The organism is Pseudomonas sivasensis (genome assembly GCF_013778505.1).
Taxonomy (GTDB): Bacteria; Pseudomonadota; Gammaproteobacteria; order Pseudomonadales; family Pseudomonadaceae; genus Aquipseudomonas; species Aquipseudomonas sivasensis.
In genome coordinates this window covers 46,936-65,335 of record NZ_JAAOWU010000004.1, presented here as the reverse complement: position 1 = coordinate 65,335, position 18,400 = coordinate 46,936, and the positions used below count along the sequence as shown (strand labels likewise).

Annotated in this window: 14 protein-coding genes; 8 read left to right on the top strand and 6 right to left on the bottom strand. The window is 60.9% G+C overall.

Features of this window, described 5'->3' with window-relative positions:
• Positions 1-51: 51 nt before the first annotated feature.
• Positions 52-330, bottom strand: coding sequence for a DUF3509 domain-containing protein (locus tag G9Q84_RS09300; RefSeq protein WP_032888048.1), 279 nt, complete (start codon positions 328-330; stop codon positions 52-54).
• A 395-nt stretch (positions 331-725) separates the two neighbouring features.
• Between G9Q84_RS09300 and G9Q84_RS09295 the strand changes: the two genes are divergently transcribed.
• The 5 genes from G9Q84_RS09295 to G9Q84_RS09275 all read left to right on the top strand — a co-directional run bounded on the left by G9Q84_RS09295 (position 726) and on the right by G9Q84_RS09275 (position 6,418).
• Entirely contained in the window at positions 726-2,552 is a 1,827-nt protein-coding gene (locus G9Q84_RS09295) for a long-chain-acyl-CoA synthetase (RefSeq protein ID WP_181643223.1), read from the top strand.
• A 94-nt stretch (positions 2,553-2,646) separates the two neighbouring features.
• Entirely contained in the window at positions 2,647-3,162 is a 516-nt protein-coding gene (locus G9Q84_RS09290) for an ankyrin repeat domain-containing protein (RefSeq protein ID WP_032888051.1), read from the top strand.
• A gap of 41 nt (positions 3,163-3,203) precedes the next feature.
• Complete coding sequence (locus tag G9Q84_RS09285) at positions 3,204-3,734, top strand: hypothetical protein (RefSeq protein WP_032888053.1); 531 nt, start codon at positions 3,204-3,206, stop codon at positions 3,732-3,734.
• A gap of 67 nt (positions 3,735-3,801) precedes the next feature.
• Entirely contained in the window at positions 3,802-3,993 is a 192-nt protein-coding gene (locus G9Q84_RS09280) for a PLDc N-terminal domain-containing protein (protein WP_003172956.1), read from the top strand.
• 337 nt (positions 3,994-4,330) lie between these two features.
• On the top strand, positions 4,331-6,418 hold the full coding sequence (locus G9Q84_RS09275) for an LTA synthase family protein (protein WP_032888055.1): 2,088 nt from the start codon (positions 4,331-4,333) through the stop codon (positions 6,416-6,418).
• A gap of 52 nt (positions 6,419-6,470) precedes the next feature.
• Here G9Q84_RS09275 and G9Q84_RS09270 read toward each other — a convergent pair whose 3' ends face one another.
• Entirely contained in the window at positions 6,471-6,623 is a 153-nt protein-coding gene (locus G9Q84_RS09270; RefSeq protein ID WP_015885095.1) for a DUF3309 family protein, read from the bottom strand.
• Between the two features lie 330 nt (positions 6,624-6,953).
• On the opposite strand from G9Q84_RS09270, the gene G9Q84_RS09265 reads away from it, so the two are divergent.
• Entirely contained in the window at positions 6,954-7,769 is an 816-nt protein-coding gene (locus tag G9Q84_RS09265; RefSeq protein WP_032888057.1) for an SDR family oxidoreductase, read from the top strand.
• Positions 7,770-7,896: 127 nt separating this feature from the next.
• A complete protein-coding gene (gene csrA, locus G9Q84_RS09260) occupies positions 7,897-8,094 on the top strand; it encodes a carbon storage regulator CsrA (protein ID WP_095185473.1) in 198 nt (65 codons plus the stop codon).
• 7 nt (positions 8,095-8,101) lie between these two features.
• On the opposite strand, the gene G9Q84_RS09255 is transcribed toward csrA, so the two are convergent.
• From G9Q84_RS09255 to G9Q84_RS09240, 4 genes are all read right to left on the bottom strand, one after another.
• Positions 8,102-8,329, bottom strand: a complete 228-nt coding sequence (locus G9Q84_RS09255) for a YheU family protein (protein ID WP_003192759.1) — start codon at positions 8,327-8,329, stop codon at positions 8,102-8,104.
• Positions 8,330-8,395: 66 nt separating this feature from the next.
• The gene (locus G9Q84_RS09250) at positions 8,396-9,589 is read right to left on the bottom strand and encodes an osmoprotectant NAGGN system M42 family peptidase (RefSeq protein ID WP_032888060.1); all 1,194 of its coding nucleotides are present in this window, start codon (positions 9,587-9,589) and stop codon (positions 8,396-8,398) included.
• 193 nt (positions 9,590-9,782) lie between these two features.
• The gene (gene ngg, locus G9Q84_RS09245; RefSeq protein ID WP_181643222.1) at positions 9,783-11,531 is read right to left on the bottom strand and encodes an N-acetylglutaminylglutamine synthetase; all 1,749 of its coding nucleotides are present in this window, start codon (positions 11,529-11,531) and stop codon (positions 9,783-9,785) included.
• 3 nt (positions 11,532-11,534) lie between these two features.
• The gene (locus tag G9Q84_RS09240) at positions 11,535-13,307 is read right to left on the bottom strand and encodes an N-acetylglutaminylglutamine amidotransferase (protein WP_181643221.1); all 1,773 of its coding nucleotides are present in this window, start codon (positions 13,305-13,307) and stop codon (positions 11,535-11,537) included.
• A gap of 254 nt (positions 13,308-13,561) precedes the next feature.
• Between G9Q84_RS09240 and G9Q84_RS09235 the strand changes: the two genes are divergently transcribed.
• On the top strand, positions 13,562-18,391 hold the full coding sequence (locus tag G9Q84_RS09235) for an NEL-type E3 ubiquitin ligase domain-containing protein (RefSeq protein ID WP_181643220.1): 4,830 nt from the start codon (positions 13,562-13,564) through the stop codon (positions 18,389-18,391).
• The last annotated feature ends 9 nt before the right edge of the window (positions 18,392-18,400 follow it).

Below are 18,400 nucleotides of genomic sequence, written 5' to 3'. Positions count from 1 at the left end.
AAAAGGGCCGCGACGCTCAACGGCGTCGCGGCCCTTTTTTATGTGCAGTACTTAAGCCGAATGGTAAGTCGGCAGGGCAAAGCGATTCTGGCTTTGCAGCATCGAAATTTGCGGCAGGTCACTGGCTTGTTCGGCCAGGTCGCGGCGAATGGCACTGATCACCCAAGTAAGTTGGTCGGCAGTGTGCAACTGCTGGTAGGAGATCGAACGCTTGACCTGTTTGCCCTCACCATTGCGCAGTGTCAGCAGGATGCCGCCGTCTGGACGTGGCTGGGTGGTGACGTCGTAGTTGGAGAATACTGAAGCGAATTTATCTTGGATCAGGCTCATGTCTATCAGCTCCGTTGGCTCAATTTGGCAAGCATGGAGTGATAGGTGCAGTGATTGTGCCAGCTCCTGATTTATTAAAATATCCTTGTAAATCAATGGCTTATAAAAAATTGAGATTTTCAGATTCGTGCAAATTGCATGAAGGGCCATCATGCATCCTGCATTTTGCGTTACTTGGCGCGGCCGGATGGGCGTGCCGCTATCCATAAAGACTCCCTTTGCGGGGCTAAATTCCCTTTTTCAGTCGTCGTCTGTTGGGATACAAAACTTTTCAAATCCCGCGTGTACAGTCGAAGAAGGGCTGACGTATTTTCCTTCAATGCACTCGGCCTCCTTCTTACGGAGATATGGGTGCTTTTGGATCATACGAACAATAAGAAAAAGGATGTTCCACCATGAGCCACCCGCAGAACGACATGATCACCTGGGGCAAGCTGTTGCGTAAGGTGCCCTCCATTGTTCGTGCCCTGCCACGCGTCGTGCGTGGCATGCGTGCCGCCAATGTCACCGACCCCGCGCAGCCTTGCGGATTGGGCTGGCACTTTGAGCAAGCCACCCTGCGCAATCCGGATGGCAACGCTTTGTTGTATGGCGATCAGGTGCTCAGCTATACCGAAGCCAACCAGCGTGCCAACCGTATCGCCCATCACCTGCACGCCCAGGGCATCGGCAAGGGTGACGTGGTGGCTCTGTTTGTTGAAAATCGCCCCGAATTACTTTTGAACGTGCTCGCCGTGGCCAAGCTGGGTGGCATCTGCGCGATGCTCAACACTGCGCAAACCCAGGCGGCGCTGGTGCACAGCCTGAACCTGGTGAGCCCAGTGGCCATTATTGTCGGTGCGGAACTGGTGGCCTCCTATGAAACCGTGCGTGATCAGGTCGCGATCAAGGCTGATCGAACCTGGTTCGTCGCCGATCAGCAATCCACCGAGGTGCCCGACGGTTATATCGACCTGATGGCGGTCAGTGCCGAGTGCCCGCTGGAGAATCCGGCCAGCACCGCGCAGGTCTTCTTCAATGACCCGTGCTTCTATATCTACACCTCCGGCACCACCGGCCTGCCCAAGGCCGGGATTATGAAGCATGGCCGCTGGACCAAAACGGCCGTCAGCTTCGGCAGTATCGCCCTGGACATGGGGCCGGATGACGTCCTCTATTGCACCTTGCCGCTCTACCACGCCACCGGATTGTGCGTGTGCTGGGGCTCTGCAATTGTCGGCGCGTCAGGCTTTGCCATCCGCCGCAAGTTCAGCGCCAGCCAGTTCTGGGACGATGCGCGCAGATTCAAGGCAACCACCCTCGGTTATGTCGGCGAGTTGTGCCGTTACCTGCTCGACCAGCCGCCCACTGAAAACGACCGTGATAACCGCGTCACCAAGATGGTCGGCAACGGCCTGCGCCCTGGCGTGTGGGCGCAGTTCAAGGCGCGCTACGGCGTTGAGCATATCTGCGAGCTGTACGCGGCCAGCGACGGCAATATCGGCTTTACCAACGTATTGAATTTCGACAACACCATCGGCTTTTGCCTGCAGCATTGGGCTCTGGTGGACTATGACCACGAAGGCGGCGAGCCGCTGCGCGGCAGCGATGGCTTTATGCGTAAGGTGCCCTCGGGCGGGCAGGGGCTGTTGCTGGCGAGGATCGATGAAAAATCGCCCTTCGACGGCTACACCGATCCGGAAAAAAATCGCCGGGTGGTGCTCACTGACGTGTTTGAAAAGGGCGATCGCTACTTCAATACCGGCGATTTGTTGCGCAGCATCGGCTTCGGCCATGCGCAATTTGTCGATCGCCTGGGGGACACTTACCGCTGGAAGGGTGAAAACGTCTCCACCACCGAGGTCGAGAATGTCCTGCTGCAACACCCCCAGATCGCCGAAGTGGTGGCGTATGGCGTTGAGATCGAGAACACCAACGGGCGCGCGGGCATGGTCGCCATCACCCCCAGCGAGTCCCTGGCCGCGCTGGACATGCGCGAGCTGCTGCAATTCGCCCACGGCCAGTTGCCAGCCTATGCGGTGCCATTGTTCCTGCGGATCAAGGTCAAGATGGAAACCACCGGTACCTTCAAGTACCAGAAGGTCAAGCTCAAGGAGGAGGCTTTCGATCCGGACAAGGCCGGCAATGACCCGGTGTATGCCTGGCTGCCGGGTTCGGACTGCTACGTGCCGGTCACCGGGCAATTGCTCGCGCAGATCCAGGGCGGTCAGTTCCGCTATTGATTGTGGCTATGGGGGCTTTTGACAAAAAAGCCATGACAGGTGGGAACTCCCTCGCGACACTGGCGCCTATTCAGTACCAGATAAGGAGCCCCACATGTCCGACCAGCCTAAACAAATGACCGAAGACGAAGCCGCCGAATTTGCCGAGCAAGTTTTCGACGTGGCCCGCCGCGGCGACGCGGCCATGCTTGCCGCGCTTTTGGCCAAAGGCTTGCCGGCCAATTTCCGCAACCACAATGGCGACACCCTGCTGATGCTCTCGGCCTACCACGGCCACGCCGAGGCGGTGAAAGTGCTCCTGGAGTTCAAGGCCGATCCACTGATCGCGAACGACAAGAACCAACTGCCGATTGCCGGTGCCGCCTTCAAGGGCAACCTGCCGGTGGTCAAGGCGCTGATCGAGGGTGGGACGCCGGTAGAAGCCGCGTCCTCAGACGGTCGCACCGCGCTGATGATGGCGGCGATGTTCAACCGCGTTGACATGGTCGATTACCTGCTTGGTCAGGGCGCCAACCCCAAGGCCACAGATGCCCAGGGCGCGACCGCGCTGGCAGCGGCCCAGACCATGGGCGCGGTGGATACGGCGGCGCAGTTGCAGAAACTGGTGTAGGCTTTGCGCCCTCAAAAACCAGCCCGTTACAGGATCGCCCCATGAAAACCGCCCTCGTCGAACTTATCAGCAAAATCAGCGCCGGGGTCATGGGCGAGGACGAGGTCGCGCGCATCGCTGATGAGGCTGCCCAGGCCTACGCCGATCCTGCTGCATTTCTGGCAGCCAACCCAGACATCAACTACGACGACACCTTCCCGATTCCTTTGGGGGAGTGGGTGGTGGTCGGCAGCCTGCCAGAGACCGTGCTGTTCCAGGCCGACACCTATGGCGATCTGTTTGCGCAGATCGTCGCCTCGTTCGGTCCGGGTGTCGCGTTCAACCTCAAGCCCAAGCAACTGGCCAAGGCTGACGGCCTCACCGCGCTGAACCGCATCCAGATCCAGATGAGCGCCCTGAGCCCGGAGGATGGCGGCTATGTGCTGCTTGATTTCAGCCTGCCCTTGGATGACGAAATCCAGACCGTATTGGTGTTTGGCAACGACCTGCCTCGGGTGCTGGAGCTGTGCGCCGAAGTCGGTATCAAGGCGGAGCCGTCCCTGGAAGCGCTGAAGGTGGCGGTCCACGTCTGAAATAAAACGGAACCCCTGCCAGGGCTGACTATCCTACAAGTGCATGCCCTCACTTAGGAGCGACACCATGGGTTCCACATTTAATGGCTTGATTGGGCTGATCATCCTCGCGCTGGATATCTGGGCGATCATCAATGTGTTTAAAAGCGGCGCGAGCACTGGCGCCAAGGTGTTGTGGATCCTGTTGATCCTGCTGCTGCCGGTCCTGGGCCTGATCATCTGGGCGATTGCCGGGCCACGGGGTAACGTGCGGATTTGATCGCTTCACTCCGTCTGGAGTGGGCACAGTAAATGTGGGAGGGAGCTTCTCCCGATAGCGGTGTATCAGCCAGTCATCTGGCACTGACACATCGCGATCGGGAGTCAGTCCCCTCCCACATTTCGTTTCAGGATGCCTGTGATTTTTGTATCGAAATATTCGCTGTACAGAATTTTCACAACCCATCCAAGACAATTCTCCGGCTTTTTCTGCCTGCTATTAAAGGCGGTGCAGCGGTGCACGTTCAGTAATTAATAGCCTTGCTGTGATTGATCGGGCACCATTCGCGCCACCGCGATATTTCGTCACTTAAACTTCCAATGGGTCCTGAAACGACATGGCAAACCCGGACGCCCTGAGTCAGCAGCGAGCTTCTAATCGCCTGCTGCAACCGACCGTCAAATCCCATCTGGCATACACGCTGCTCTGCGCACTGGTCATGATGGTGATGTTCTCCCTGCTGCGCCTGGCGCTGCTGGTGTACAACCGCGAGATGATCCTCGACACCCCGGCCTCGACCTTCCTGGAAGCGTTCGCCAACGGCCTGCGTTTTGACATACGCCTGGTGGTGTATCTGCTGATCCCGCTGCTGCTGGCACTGTTCAGCGTACGGGCCATGGCCGCGCGTGGGTTCTTCCGTTTCTGGCTGACGATTGCGTCCAGCATCGCCCTGTTCCTGGGCTTGATGGAGATGGACTTCTACCGCGAGTTCCACCAGCGCCTCAACGGCCTGGTTTTCCAGTACGTGAAGGAAGACCCGAAAACCGTGATGAGCATGCTCTGGTACGGTTTTCCGGTGGTGCGCTACCTGCTGGCCTGGGCCGTAGGCACGCTGATCCTGAGCATCGCCTTCAAAGGCGCTGATCGCGCGACGCGCCCACGCGGCCCATTCAGCGGTGGCAGTATCGGCACCCGCCAGGTCGCGCCGTGGTACAGCCGCATCGCGGTGTTCGTGGTCTGCCTGCTGATCGCTGTGGTTGCCGCCCGTGGCACTCTGCGTCAGGGCCCGCCGCTGCGCTGGGGCGACGTGTACACCACCGATTCCAACTTCGCCAACCAGTTGGGCCTCAATGGCACCTTGTCGCTGATCGCGGCGGCCAAGGCTCGGTTCGGTGAGGACCGCGCCAATATCTGGAAGGCCACTCTGGATCAGCCGTTGGCGACCCAGACCGTGCGCGACATGCTGGTATTGCCCCAAGAGAAACTGGTCGATACCGACACCGCCGCCGTGCGCCGTGACTACATGCCGCCGGCCGAAAAGACCCTGCCGATCAAGAACGTCGTGGTCATCCTGATGGAAAGCTTCGCCGGTCACTCGGTAGGCGCATTGGGCCGTCCGGGCAACATCACGCCGTCCTTCGACAAACTGTCCAAGGAAGGCCTGCTGTTCGACCGCTTCTTCTCCAACGGCACTCACACCCACCAGGGTATGTTCGCCACCATGGCCTGCTTCCCGAACCTGCCAGGCTTTGAATACCTGATGCAGACCCCGGAAGGCAGCCACAAGCTGTCGGGCCTGCCGCAGTTGCTCAGCGCGCGTCAGTTTGACGACGTGTATGTCTACAACGGCGACTTCGCCTGGGACAACCAGTCGGGCTTCTTCAGCAACCAGGGCATGACCAACTTCATTGGCCGCAACGACTTCGTCGACCCTGTGTTCTCTGATCCGACGTGGGGCGTGTCCGACCAGGACATGTTCAACCGTGGCCTGCAAGAGTTGAAAGCCCGCGAAGGCGGCAAGCCGTTCTACGCACTGCTGCAAACCCTGTCCAACCACACGCCGTACGCATTGCCGACGCCATTGCCCGTCGAGAAAGTCACTGACCGTGGCAGCCTCAACGAGCATTTGACGGCCATGCGTTACTCCGACTGGGCCCTGGGCCAGTTCTTTGAAAAGGCCCGCAAGGAGCCGTACTTCAAGGAAACCCTGTTTGTAATCGTGGGCGACCACGGCTTCGGCAACGAACAGCAGATCACCGAGATGGACTTGGGCCGCTTCAACGTGCCGATGCTGATGATTGCACCGGGCATGCAGGAGAAGTTCGGCGAGCGTGACCACACCGTGGGCACCCAGATCGACATCGTGCCGACCATTATGGGCCGCCTCGGTGGCGACACCCTGCACCAATGCTGGGGTCGTGATCTGCTGAACCTGCCGGAAGGCGACAAAGGCTTTGGCGTGATCAAGCCTTCGGGCAGCGACCAGACCGTGGCCTTGGTCACCGCAGACCGCATCCTTGTTTTGCCCAAGGAGATGCCACCGAAGTTGTGGGAATACGAACTGGGCGCTAACCCGACCGGTAAGGTGATTCCTGAATCGCCGGACGAGGCTGCGTTGAAGCAGAAACTTGAGTCTTTCCTGCAGACGGCCACCAAGAGCCTGTTGGATAACACCGCCGGCGTAGTTGACGGCAAGCCGGACTAATTAACCGGCAATAAAAAAGAGGCCTTTTCAGGCCTCTTTTTTTATGCGGTTTTTATATCCGGCCGAGCAACAACAACACCAGCAGGACAACCAGAACAACACCCAGGATACCCGACGGGCCATAGCCCCAGTTGCGGGAGTGCGGGAAGACTGGCAGACCACCGACCAGCAGCAGAATCAGGATGATGATTAGAATGAGGCTCATGGTTTTATTTCCTTATAGGCCTTGTGCAAGGACTGATGATTTAACGTTACGACCGCAGGTTTAATTACGAACGCCTTAACAACTCCGACTCCTGCGCTTCGCATAAAATTCCGTGTTTTTTTAAAGCATTTTGCAAACACGCTTATTTCTTTTAATGCGCTCGCAGGTGCGTCGTATTAGTTGAAAAAGATTGAACTTAGGCTGTGCGCAGGCATCCGACCCGGCCCACGGTTTGCCTGGGGCATTCATCAATCTGATGGTGCGTGGGTGCAGGAAAAACCTTCGCTACACTGCCGATCACTTCTTCTGTGAACCACAAGGCAGCTTCCTATGCAAAATCGCATGATGATCACTGGCGCCGGGTCCGGCCTGGGTCGTGAAATCGCTCTGCGCTGGGCCCGCGAGGGTTGGCAATTGGCCTTGTCGGATGTCAGCGAGCCAGGCTTGCAGGAAACCCTCAAGCTCGTGCGCGAGGCCGGGGGCGATGGCTTTACCCAACGTTGCGACGTGCGCGACTACAGCCAGCTCACCGCGTTTGCCCAGGCGTGCGAAGTGAAGCTGGGGGGCATCGATGTGATCGTCAATAACGCTGGCGTCGCCTCGGGTGGTTTCTTTGCCGAACTGTCCCTGGAGGATTGGGACTGGCAGATTGCGATCAATCTGATGGGCGTGGTCAAAGGCTGCAAGGCGTTCCTGCCGCTGCTGGAAAAGAGCAAGGGCCGCATCATCAACATCGCCTCTATGGCCGCGCTGATGCAAGGGCCGGCCATGAGCAACTACAACGTAGCCAAGGCCGGTGTGGTGGCGCTGTCGGAAAGCCTGCTGGTGGAGCTCAAGCAGCAGGAAGTCGGCGTGCATGTGGTATGCCCGTCGTTCTTCCAGACCAACCTGCTGGACTCGTTCCGTGGGCCGACGCCGGCGATGAAGGCCCAGGTGGGCAAGTTGTTGGAGAGTTCGCCGATCTCGGCGGCGGATATTGCCGATTACATCTATCAGCGTGTCGCCGAAGGGGAATTCATGATCTTGCCCCACGAGCAGGGCCGGATGGCCTGGGCGTTGAAGCAGAAGAATCCGCAATTGCTCTACGACGAAATGACTACCATGGCCGACAAGATGCGCGCCAAAGCACAGGCTGTTAAAGGCTAATCAGGTGTTGGTCTGTCAGGCAAATTACCTACTGGTGTAGGTGTTGCCTGATTTAGCTGCGTGCCATTGCTGCATCAACCTTCAGCGCGCATGGTCGAGGTCCTGTCACTCCAAAAGGACAAACGCCATGCTGGTCTTAAGCCGCGCTGTAGGCGAAATCATCTCCATCGGTGATGAGATCACCGTGCGCATCCTGGAACTGAACGGCGACCAAGTGAAATTCGGCATCGCCGCACCAGCGGGGATCAATGTGCACCGCGCCGAAGTGCATCAGAAAATGCTCGAACGCCAAGCCACTCAACCCCAACCCGCCACCAACCCCTAGAACACCCTCAGTCGAACAGATGCTTGGGCACATCGTGCTTGAGCATCAACTGGCATTGCTCGCTTTCCGGGTCGAACACGATCAGGGCCTGGCCCTTGGTCAGCGCTTGGCGCACGCGCAGCACGCGGGTCTCCAGGGGTGTGTCGTCGCCATTGTCGGTGCCGTCGCGGGTCACGAAGTCTTCGATCAGGCGGGTCAGGGTGTCGACTTCAAGAGCGTCGTAGGGAATCAGCATACAAGCCTCAGATAGAGAATCCCGGCGATGCTACTGTGCCGGGACCCGGGTTGCCAGCAGTGGCTGTTACTCGCCTGAGGACTTGTTGCCCACCAGACTGTCCACCGACGGCACGCGCGTGTCGCTCTCCATCTGCGTTTCATGCTCGATTTGATGACTGAAGCGGTCCAGTGAACCCTGGGCCGGCTGGGCGTCGCTGGCAAAGACCGGCGGGCTGAGGATGTACGCGCCGAGCAAGCGGCTCAGCGCCGCCAGGCTGTCGATATGGGTGCGCTCGTAGCCGTGGGTCGCGTCGCAACCAAACGCCAGCAGCGCTGTACGGATATCGTGCCCGGCCGTCACCGCCGAGTGTGCATCGCTGAAGTAATAACGGAACAGATCGCGGCGCACTGGCAGGTCATTTTCCGATGCAAGGCGCAGCAGGTGACGGGACAGGTGGTAGTCGTACGGCCCGCCGGAATCCTGCATCGCCACACTCACCGCATGTTCGCTGGAGTGCTGGCCGGGGGCGACCGGGGCGATGTCGATGCCGACAAACTCACTCACATCCCACGGCAGGGCTGCCGCCGCACCGCTGCCGGTTTCTTCGGTGATGGTGAACAGCGGATGGCAGTCGATCAGCAACGGCTCGCCGCTGTCGACGATGGCCTTGAGCGCGGCGAGCAGGGCGGCGACGCCCGCCTTATCGTCCAGGTGGCGTGCGCTGATATGCCCGCTCTCGGTGAACTCGGGCAGCGGGTCAAAGGCCACGTAGTCACCGACGCTGATCCCCAGGGAGTCGCAGTCGGCGCGGGTTGCGCAGTAAGCATCCAGGCGCAGCTCTACGTGGTCCCAGCTCACCGGCATTTCATCCACGGCGGTGTTGAACGCATGCCCGGAGGCCATCAGCGGCAACACGCTGCCGCGAATCACACCGTTGTCGGTGAACAGGCTGACGCGGCTGCCTTCGGCAAAACGGCTGGACCAGCAGCCTACTGGCGCCAGGGTCAGGCGGCCGTTGTCCTTGATCGCACGCACGGCGGCGCCAATGGTGTCCAAGTGCGCCGACACAGCACGGTCGGGGCTGTTTTTCTGGCCCTTGAGGGTTGCGCGGATGGTGCCGCGGCGGGTCATTTCAAATGGGATACCCAGCTCTTCGAGGCGCTCGGCGACGTAGCGCACGATGGTGTCGGTAAAGCCGGTAGGGCTGGGAATGGCGAGCATTTCCAACAGCACTTTTTGCAGGTAGTTGAGATCCGGTTCGGGGATGGTTCGGCTCATAAAGACTCCTGATGAAATAAGGGCAACCCGTGGGGCTGTAGTGGCGAGCGGGCTTTTTGTGGTGAGCGGGCTTGACCCGCGCTGGGCTGCGAAGCAGCCCCTAGTCCAGGCAACGCGCGCTTCGAGTCAACACTCATTGGCAGGTTTTGGGGCTGGTTCGCAGCCCCGCGCGGCAAGCCCGCTCACCACAGGGTTATTGAGCCGTCGGCTGGCTATGGGGAAATAACAGGTCCACAAACTTCTCTGCCGTCGGTTGCGGTTCATGGTTGGCCAAGCCGGCCCGCTCGTTGGCTTCGATAAACACGTACTCAGGTTGATCGGCAGCGGGCACCATCAGGTCCAGACCGACCATGGGAATGTCGAGGGCACGGGCGGCGCGCACGGCGGCGTCGACCAGGGTCGGGTGCAGGATTGCGGTGACGTCTTCCAGGCAACCGCCGGTGTGCAGGTTGGCGGTGCGACGCACGGCGAGGGTCTGGCCACGGGGCAGGACACTGCTGTAGTCATAACCGGCGGCGTGCAGGGTGCGTTCGGTTTCCGCGTCCAGCGGGATTTTGCTCTCGCCGTCGGTCGCCGCTTGACGTCGTCGGCTCTGCGCTTCAATCAGCGCGCCGATGGAGTGCTGGCCGTCACCGGTGACTTCAGCAGGGCGGCGGATAGCGGCGGCGACCACCTCGAAACCGATCACCAGGATGCGCAAATCCAGCCCTTCATGAAAACTTTCCAGCAGCACGCGGCTGTCAAATTGGCGCGCAGCCTCGATGGCCTGCTGCACTTCTTCGATACTGTGCAGATCCACCGCCACGCCCTGGCCTTGCTCGCCATCCAGGGGCTTGACGACGATGCGCTGGTGTTCATCCAGGAATTCCAGATTGTCATCAGCACTGCCCGCTAATTGTTGCGACGGCAGCTTCAAACCGGCGGCTTTAAGCGCCTTGTGGGTCAGGCTCTTGTCCTGGCACAACGTCATGCTGATCGCGCTGGTCAGGTCGCTCAAAGACTCACGACAACGCACGCGCCGCCCGCCGTGGCTGAGGGTGAACAAACCGGCGTCGGCGTCATCCACCTGCACATCAATACCGCGCCGGTGTGCTTCTTCAACAATGATCCGCGCATAGGGATTGAACCCCGCCTGCGGGCCAGGGCCGAGGAACAGCGGCTGGTTGATGCCGTTCTTGCGTTTGATCGCAAAGGTGGTCAGCGCGCGGAACCCGAGCTTGGCATAGAGGCTCTTGGCCTGGCGGTTGTTGTGCAGCACCGACAGGTCGAGGTAGCTCAGGCCCCGGCTCATAAAGTGTTCCACCAAGTGGCGTACCAACACCTCGCCCACACCGGGGCGCGTGCACTGCGGGTCGACCGCCAGGCACCACAGGCTGCAGCCGTTTTCCGGGTCGTGAAAAGCCTTTTGATGGTTAAGGCCCATCACGCTGCCGATCACTGCGCCGCTGTCTTCGTCCTCGGCCAGCCAGTACACCGGGCCGCCTTGATGGCGCGGCGTCAGGCGCTCGGCGTCAACCGGCAACATGCCACGGCACTGGTACAACTGGTTGACCGCCAACCAGTCGGCCTCGGTCTGCACGCGGCGAATACGAAAGCCGCGAAACACCCGGGCGGCGGGGCGGTAGTCAGTGAACCACAGGCGCAAAGTGTCCGAGGGATCGAGGAACAACTGCTGCGGATCAATCCCGAGGATCTGCTGCGGCGCGGCCACATACAGCGCGATGTCGCGTTCGCCGGGTTGTTCGTTGAGCAGTTCCCCCGCCAGGCTCGCCGGGTCCGGAAACGTATGGCCGATCAATAGCCGGCCCCAGCCGCAATGCACGGCAATGGGCTCGGCGGCCAGCGGGCTGCCATCTTCGGCGAGTCGGGCTTGCAGGCGCTCGTAGGTTGGCGCCTGGCCCTTCAGCAAGCGTTGGCTGTAAGCCGCTGCGTGGGGTTTCATCAATCAGATTCCTTGTTCGCTGAGCCACAGGTTCAGCGCTGCCAATTGCCACAGCTTGGAGCCGCGCAACGGGGTCAATTGGCCTTGGGGGTCGGTCAGCAAGCGGTCAAGCATGGCCGGGTTGAACAGGCCGCGATCCTGGCTCGGGTCCAGCAGCAATTCACGCACCCAGTTGAGGGTGTCGCCTTGCAAATGCTTGAGGCCGGGCACCGGGAAGTAACCTTTCTTGCGGTCGATGACTTCGCTCGGAATCACCCGGCGTGCCGCCTCTTTGAGCACTTGCTTGCCGCCGTCGGGCAACTTGAACTTGCCCGGCACGCGTGCCGACAGTTCCACCAGTCGGTAATCCAGGAACGGCGTGCGAGCTTCGAGGCCCCAGGCCATGGTCATGTTGTCGACGCGTTTGACCGGGTCGTCCACCAGCATCACCGTGCTGTCCAGGCGCAAAGCCTTGTCCACTGCCGCATCGGCGCCGGGCATGGCGAAATGTTCGCGTACGAAGTCGCCGGCGGCGTCGTTGGCGGTCAGCCATTTGGGCGCGACGGTGGCTGCATAGTCGTCGTAGCTGCGGTCGAAGAACGCCTCGCGGTAGGCGGCATACGGGTCGCTGGCGCCGTCGACGTGCGGGTACCAGTGGTAACCGGCGAACAGTTCGTCGGCGCCCTGGCCGCTCTGCACCACTTTGCAATGCTTGGCCACTTCCCGCGATAGCAGGTAGAAGGCGATACAGTCGTGGCTGACCATCGGTTCACTCATGGCGCGGAAGGCGGCTGGGAGTTGATCGATGATCTCGCTTTCGGCGATGCGCAATTGGTGATGACGGGTGCCGTAGTGCTTGGCGATCAGGTCGGAGTATTGGAACTCGTTGCCTGCCTCGCCACCGGCGTCTTCAAAACCGATGGAGAAGGTGGACAGATCCTGCACGCCGACTTCGCGCAGCAGGCCAACGAGCATGCTTGAATCCACACCGCCGGAGAGCAATACGCCGACATCCACGGCAGCACGTTGACGGATCGCCACGGCTTCGCGGGTGCTGTCGAGTACGCGGTTGGTCCAGTCTTCCAGCGTGAGGTTTTTCTCGTCCTCATGGGGACCGTATGGCAGCGTCCACCAGGTTTTCTGTTCGGTGTTGCCATTGGCGTCGATGCGCATCCAGCTCGCTGGCGGCAGTTTTTCGATGCCTGCCAGCAAGGTGCGCGGCGCCGGCACCACGGCGTGGAAGTTCAGGTAGTGATTGAGCGCTACCGGATCGAGGATCGGGTTGATATCGCCGCCCTTGAGCAGCGCCGGCAATGCCGAGGCAAAGCGCAGGCGCTGACCGGTGCGCGACAGGTACAGGGGTTTTACGCCGAGACGGTCACGGGCGATGAACAGGCGCTGGGCGTCGCGTTCCCAGATGGCGAAGGCGAACATGCCATTGAGCTTGGGCAACAGCGCTTCGCCCCAGGCGTGGTAACCCTTGAGCAGCACTTCGGTGTCACCACCGGAATAGAAGGCGTAGCCAAGGGCTTCCAGCTCTTCACGCAATTCCGGAAAGTTATAAATCGCGCCGTTGAACGCCAGGGACAGGCCCAATTGGGCGTCGACCATCGGTTGGGCGGAGCCGTCCGACAGGTCCATGATTTTCAGGCGTCGATGGCCCAGGGCAATCGGCCCTTGGGCATGGAAGCCCCACGCGTCAGGGCCGCGTGGCGCCAAGTGATGGGTGATTCGCTCCACCGCTGCCAGGTCGGCAGGTTGGTGATCGAAACGTAACTCGCCAGCTAATCCGCACATAAATTCCTTACCGGTTTTTCCGTTGGGGAGAGAAAAGGTCACCGCGCACAAATGGCGGGTACCCAGAAACTGACCGGGGTGCATCGGCGGAGTTTTAGATCAATCTGTTATAAGGCAAAAGGCCGTAGGTCGCGCATCAGCCAGGCGCCTACGCAAAACCGCAGCGCAGCAAGCGGGGTTTTTATACCGCTTTTGTCCGACATCGCCGGTTTAGTGTCGGCAGTCCTCATTCGCTAACTCAAGGACGCTTGCCGATGACACACCCCCAAACCCTGGCTCAAGCCACCGAGCCTTTGACCCAGGATCAATTGCTGGGCGCACTCCTGGATCTGAGCGGCGACCTGGACAAGGCCCAGGTGCTGCACGACACCCTGCCGACCTGGATGCTCAAGACCTCGCCGGAATTGCTCAGCGCCATCGACGAAAGCTACAGCCAAGGCCGCCGTGCCCGTGAACGCGCGGCCCGGCTACTGAAGAAACTGACGCCGCTCGATGCCTTTTGCAGGGAGCGGCTCAAGACCTTTCTGGCCGGCGAGGGCTTCAGCTATCTGGACGTCGAGTACGACCTGCTGGAAATCCCCCGGCGCACGATCAGCGGCGTCAGCCCTGATCTGGGCGGTTTGGTGATCAGCACCGCGCACGTTGAGCAACACAGTCTGTTGCAGGCGGCGATGCAGAATTTCCCGCAGGAACGCGCCGAACCCGATGGGCTGCCACGCACTGCGCAGATTCGGTTCGGGCCCCGGCGCCAGGTGCTGAAGGGCCTCAAGGCCCATGAGTTTGCCGGTTACTGCCGCGAACTCGACCTGGGCGGGGCCTATCAGGCTTACCTGCGCAATGTGTTCAATCTGCCGCAGCCGGGTGAGGGCGTGGTGGCGCTTGGACGCGGCTACAACCCGGCGGTCGAGGACATCGGCCAATCCCGTTGCAGTGACATGAACGTCGACCTGCACATCGCCTGTGCCAAAGGTGACATCAGCGAGTCGACCTACCGCCTGCTGTTGCAGGTGATCAGCAGCGCCAGGCCGGCCAGCGAGCTCAGCCATTTATTGTTCGATGGGCGCCCGCTGGTATGGCACGGCCTGAACATTCGCAATGCGTGCATCTGGAACGCGCTGGTGTTTCGCGGCGATTCGCCCGGCAACGCACTCGTGGGTCCGGTGGTGGTGTATATGCCCAACGAACCGGTGCGGCCCGTGTTCGAATACCCGACGTGGCAGGACTTCACCACCTACCTGACCCTGAAACTGCAAGTGACGAGCTATCGCAACAGCTTTACGCGCTACTTGGACGAGTCGGAGCGCTTCAGTTTTTTCGAGCAGTTTGATCGCAATAAATCCCTGGAGCCGATGGCGCTCTTGCCAGCCACCGGCAACCTGACCGAGTTCTTTTTCAACAGCTGCGTCGGCAAGCTGCAACTGGATGCAGTCGTACTGGCGGTGCCGGTCGCGCAGGTCGACGAGGACGCGCGCCAACAGCGTCTACAGAATTATCTGGATGCCGGTTTGACCTTGCTTAACCTCGCCGGGCTGGTGGTGCCGGTGCTGGGGCAACTGATGATGGGGGTGGCGGTGGGGCAGTTGCTGGGCGAGGTGTTCGAGGGCGTCGAGGACTGGTCGCACCATGACAACGCCCAGGCCCTTGAGCACCTGATCAACGTCGCGCAGAACATTGCCTCCATGGCGCTGTTTGCCGCGGGAGCCAAGGTGGTGGGCGCGGCTCGGCGCGCACTGAAAAACTCCCCGGAGTTTTTTGACCAGATGGAAGCCGTCAAGCTCGCGGACGACCGCGTGCGCCTGTGGCGCAACAACAAGACGCCATACCGTCAGTCGCTGGAGCTCAAAGGCGTTCCGGCGAATGCCAAAGGTGTGTATCAGGCCTATGGCCAATCCTTTGTGAAGGTCGACGGCGGGTTCTATTCCGTTGCCTACGATGACCAGTTTGGTGCCTGGCGCGCCCGGCATCCGAAGCGTGCCGATGCCTATCGACCCTTGCTGCGGCATAACCACCAAGGCGGTTGGCAGTTCACGTTTGAGCACGCGCAGCCGTGGGACGATCCCGACTATATTTTGCAGCGCCTCGACCCAAGTCTTGAGGCGCTGCCGACTGGGCACTTGCAAGACATCACGGCCATCACTGACACCCGGCTTGCGCACTTGCAGCAACTGGTTCGGCAAAACCGCACACTGTCGGAGCGTTTTCGTGACTGCGTGGTGCGCTTCCGGCAGAACCAGAAAGTCCGCGATCTGCGCTGGCAGATGGAGCACGATGCGCCGCTCGACCGCGCTACCGCCCAAGCGCAGTTACTGGCTCTACCGCTCATGAAGGGCTGGCCCCAGGGGCGGTTTTTCGAGGTGCTGGACAAGGACGGCAACCTGATCGAGCGCTACCCCGACACGGCGCCGTTCGACTACGAAGACATGAGTATTCACATTACCGAGCAACAGATGAGGGCCGGCGAAATAATGTCGACGGCGCTGGCCGCGTTCGACAAGGACGACAAGGCGTTTCTGTTGGGTGGCGCGGTAGAGGCTGGCGCAGAGCAGGACGTGATGAAGCAGCGCTTGTTGGCGGCCCTCGCTTACAGCCACCGCCACATTTACGAAGCGCTGTACCAGTATGGCGAGGTCATCGATCAGACCGATCATGGTTTGCTCAAGGGCCATTTCCCCCAGCTGCCACGGCGCTTGGCGTGGGAAATCATGGACCAGGCCTCGGCGGCCGATCGCTTGCATCTGCGCCAGACCGGGCGGGTGCCGCTGCGAGTGGCCCAGCAGGCGCGCCAGACACTGGACACGCTGACCGAAGATCAGGCGTTGTTGGGCTTGTATCTGCCCGAGCTCGCCAACGAAGCGACGCTGCGCGTGGTCTTCGGCCTGGTCCCGAGCCTGGAACGCTGGCCGGCGACGCTGCGCCTGCAACTGCGCGACGCCAGCCTGGTGGGGCGGCCGCTGGCCGAGGCGGGAAGTGATGCCGCCGAGACTCGGCGCACGCTGGTCAAGGTCGGTGAAAACTACCGCGCATTTGATGCTCAGGGTGCGCCGCTGGGTCCCATGAGTCAGGGCCGCGAAGGTCTTTACCACGCCATTTGCGATGCCGTGCCTGCCCGCGACTTGTTGGATATGGATGTGCAGACCCCCAGCCAGTTGCGTTTTCGCGTGATTGCCCAAGCGCAGAAGGCGCGCAAGCCGGTCACGCGGCTTGTCTGGCCCGAGCGGGCAGTGCCCAGCGAGCTGCCGGCGTCCTGCGTCCAGGCCCTAGGGACGGAGCCGCCTGAATTTCCCTCCGCTCTAGTGCGCCGGGTCCGCAGGCTCTACCCGTTGTTCGACGATTCGCGCATCGCGACATTCCTGCAAGGGCTGGGCACTGATCACCTGTCCCGCGCCCAGGCGGTCAAAGCCTTGGAAGTGCAATTTGAACACCTGCATCGCACCTTGAAAGTCTGGGCCAGTGAGCGGGTCGAATCGACTTCGGCGTACACCTCGGCGGACTATCGTCTCAGTCGTCTGCAAGCCTTGCAGGCGATTGAGCGCAGCTGGCAGTACGCTTCAATGTTGCCCGAAGGCGTCATTGGCGTGCGGGTGCCCGGCCTGATGCTCGATGGCATGGCATTGGGCACGTTGCCTACCTTGCCGCCCGGGGCCAACTTTGATCATGTCCAGTGGGTGTCGTTGAACCACATGGAGCTGGGCGACGAGGTGGCGTATTTCCTCAAGCACTTCAAGCAGGCTCGAACTGTGGAACTCACCGGCAACCAAATCACGCGCTTGCCCGAAGTGCTGTCGCACATGCCCCAACTCCAGGTGTTGTACCTGGATAACAACCGCCTGCAATTGACCGAACATACCCACGCCAAACTCGGCAACCTCAAGAACCTCAGGCTGCTCAATCTGAACAACAACCCTCTGGTGGACCCGCCGCCGATTAACCGGATGTTAGAGCTGCGCACCCTCGCGCTGCGCAATTGCCGGTTGAAGGAGATGCCGGGCGGGCTGCTGGGGATTCCCTACCTGGAACATGTCGATCTGCGTGAGAACGATATCGTGGCGTTGCCCGACTGGCTGTTCACTGCCCCTCGGAGGGTGGGCGAAGTCATTAACCTGCGACACAACCCCCTGGGCCAGCGCAGCCGTGAACTGCTGCTCAAGTATCGCAACAGTGTCGGCGTGGGCATGGGCTACCTGGAAGACGACATCACCCGCCTCAACGAGCAGAAAGCCCGCGAATTGTGGCTGAACGAGCGCTTGCCGCGCGATTCGCGCAGCATCTCCACCTGGCAGGGCCTCAGGGATGAACCGCGTTCGGATGGCCTGTTCAAGCTGCTCTCGGAGCTGGGTGGCACGGCGGACTCCATGAATGTGCGTGAAGACATGACGCGCAGGGTCTGGCGCGTGCTGCAGGCCGCCGGTGACGACACGCGCTTGCGCGCGGAGATCTTCGAGCGCGCCGCCACCCCATTGAATTGCGACGACGCCGCCGCGGTGAGTTTCAGCGACCTGGAAGTGATCGTGGAAATCCACGAGGCCTCGCAACAGGTGGAAAACGGCATCCTCGATTCCAAATGGCTGTTGCGCCTGGGCCGTGGCCTGTTTCGGTTGGACCGCCTTGAACGCATGGCCCGCGTGCACAGTGCGCAGCACCCCGGCACGGACCCGCTGGAAGTCAGCCTCGCGTACCGGACCGGGCTGGTTGATCGGTTTTATTTGCCGGGGCAACCGCGCCATATGCGGTTTTCGCGCCTGGCCGGGGTCACGCCACAGGCATTGAACTCGGCGGAGGTGCAGGTCAAGGCCGACGAACTGTCGCCTGAACTGCTGAGCTTTCTGATGGATCTGCCGTTCTGGGTGCGTTACCTCAAACGCTCTTTCGAGCACGCGTTCGAAAGCATGAACGAGCCGTTCGACCAGCGCATGCTCGACGTGTTTGAGCGCAGCACCAGCCTGGCCGACGGCGAGTACCGCGACCGCATGGACGAAATCCTGCGCGAGCAGCAACAAGCCGAAAGGACCGAACTGGAGCGCCTGACCCGCGAGGCGCTGCAATCGGAGGACGCGAGCCCGGTGTGCACGCTGGCGCCGCTGTAGCGGCGGCGA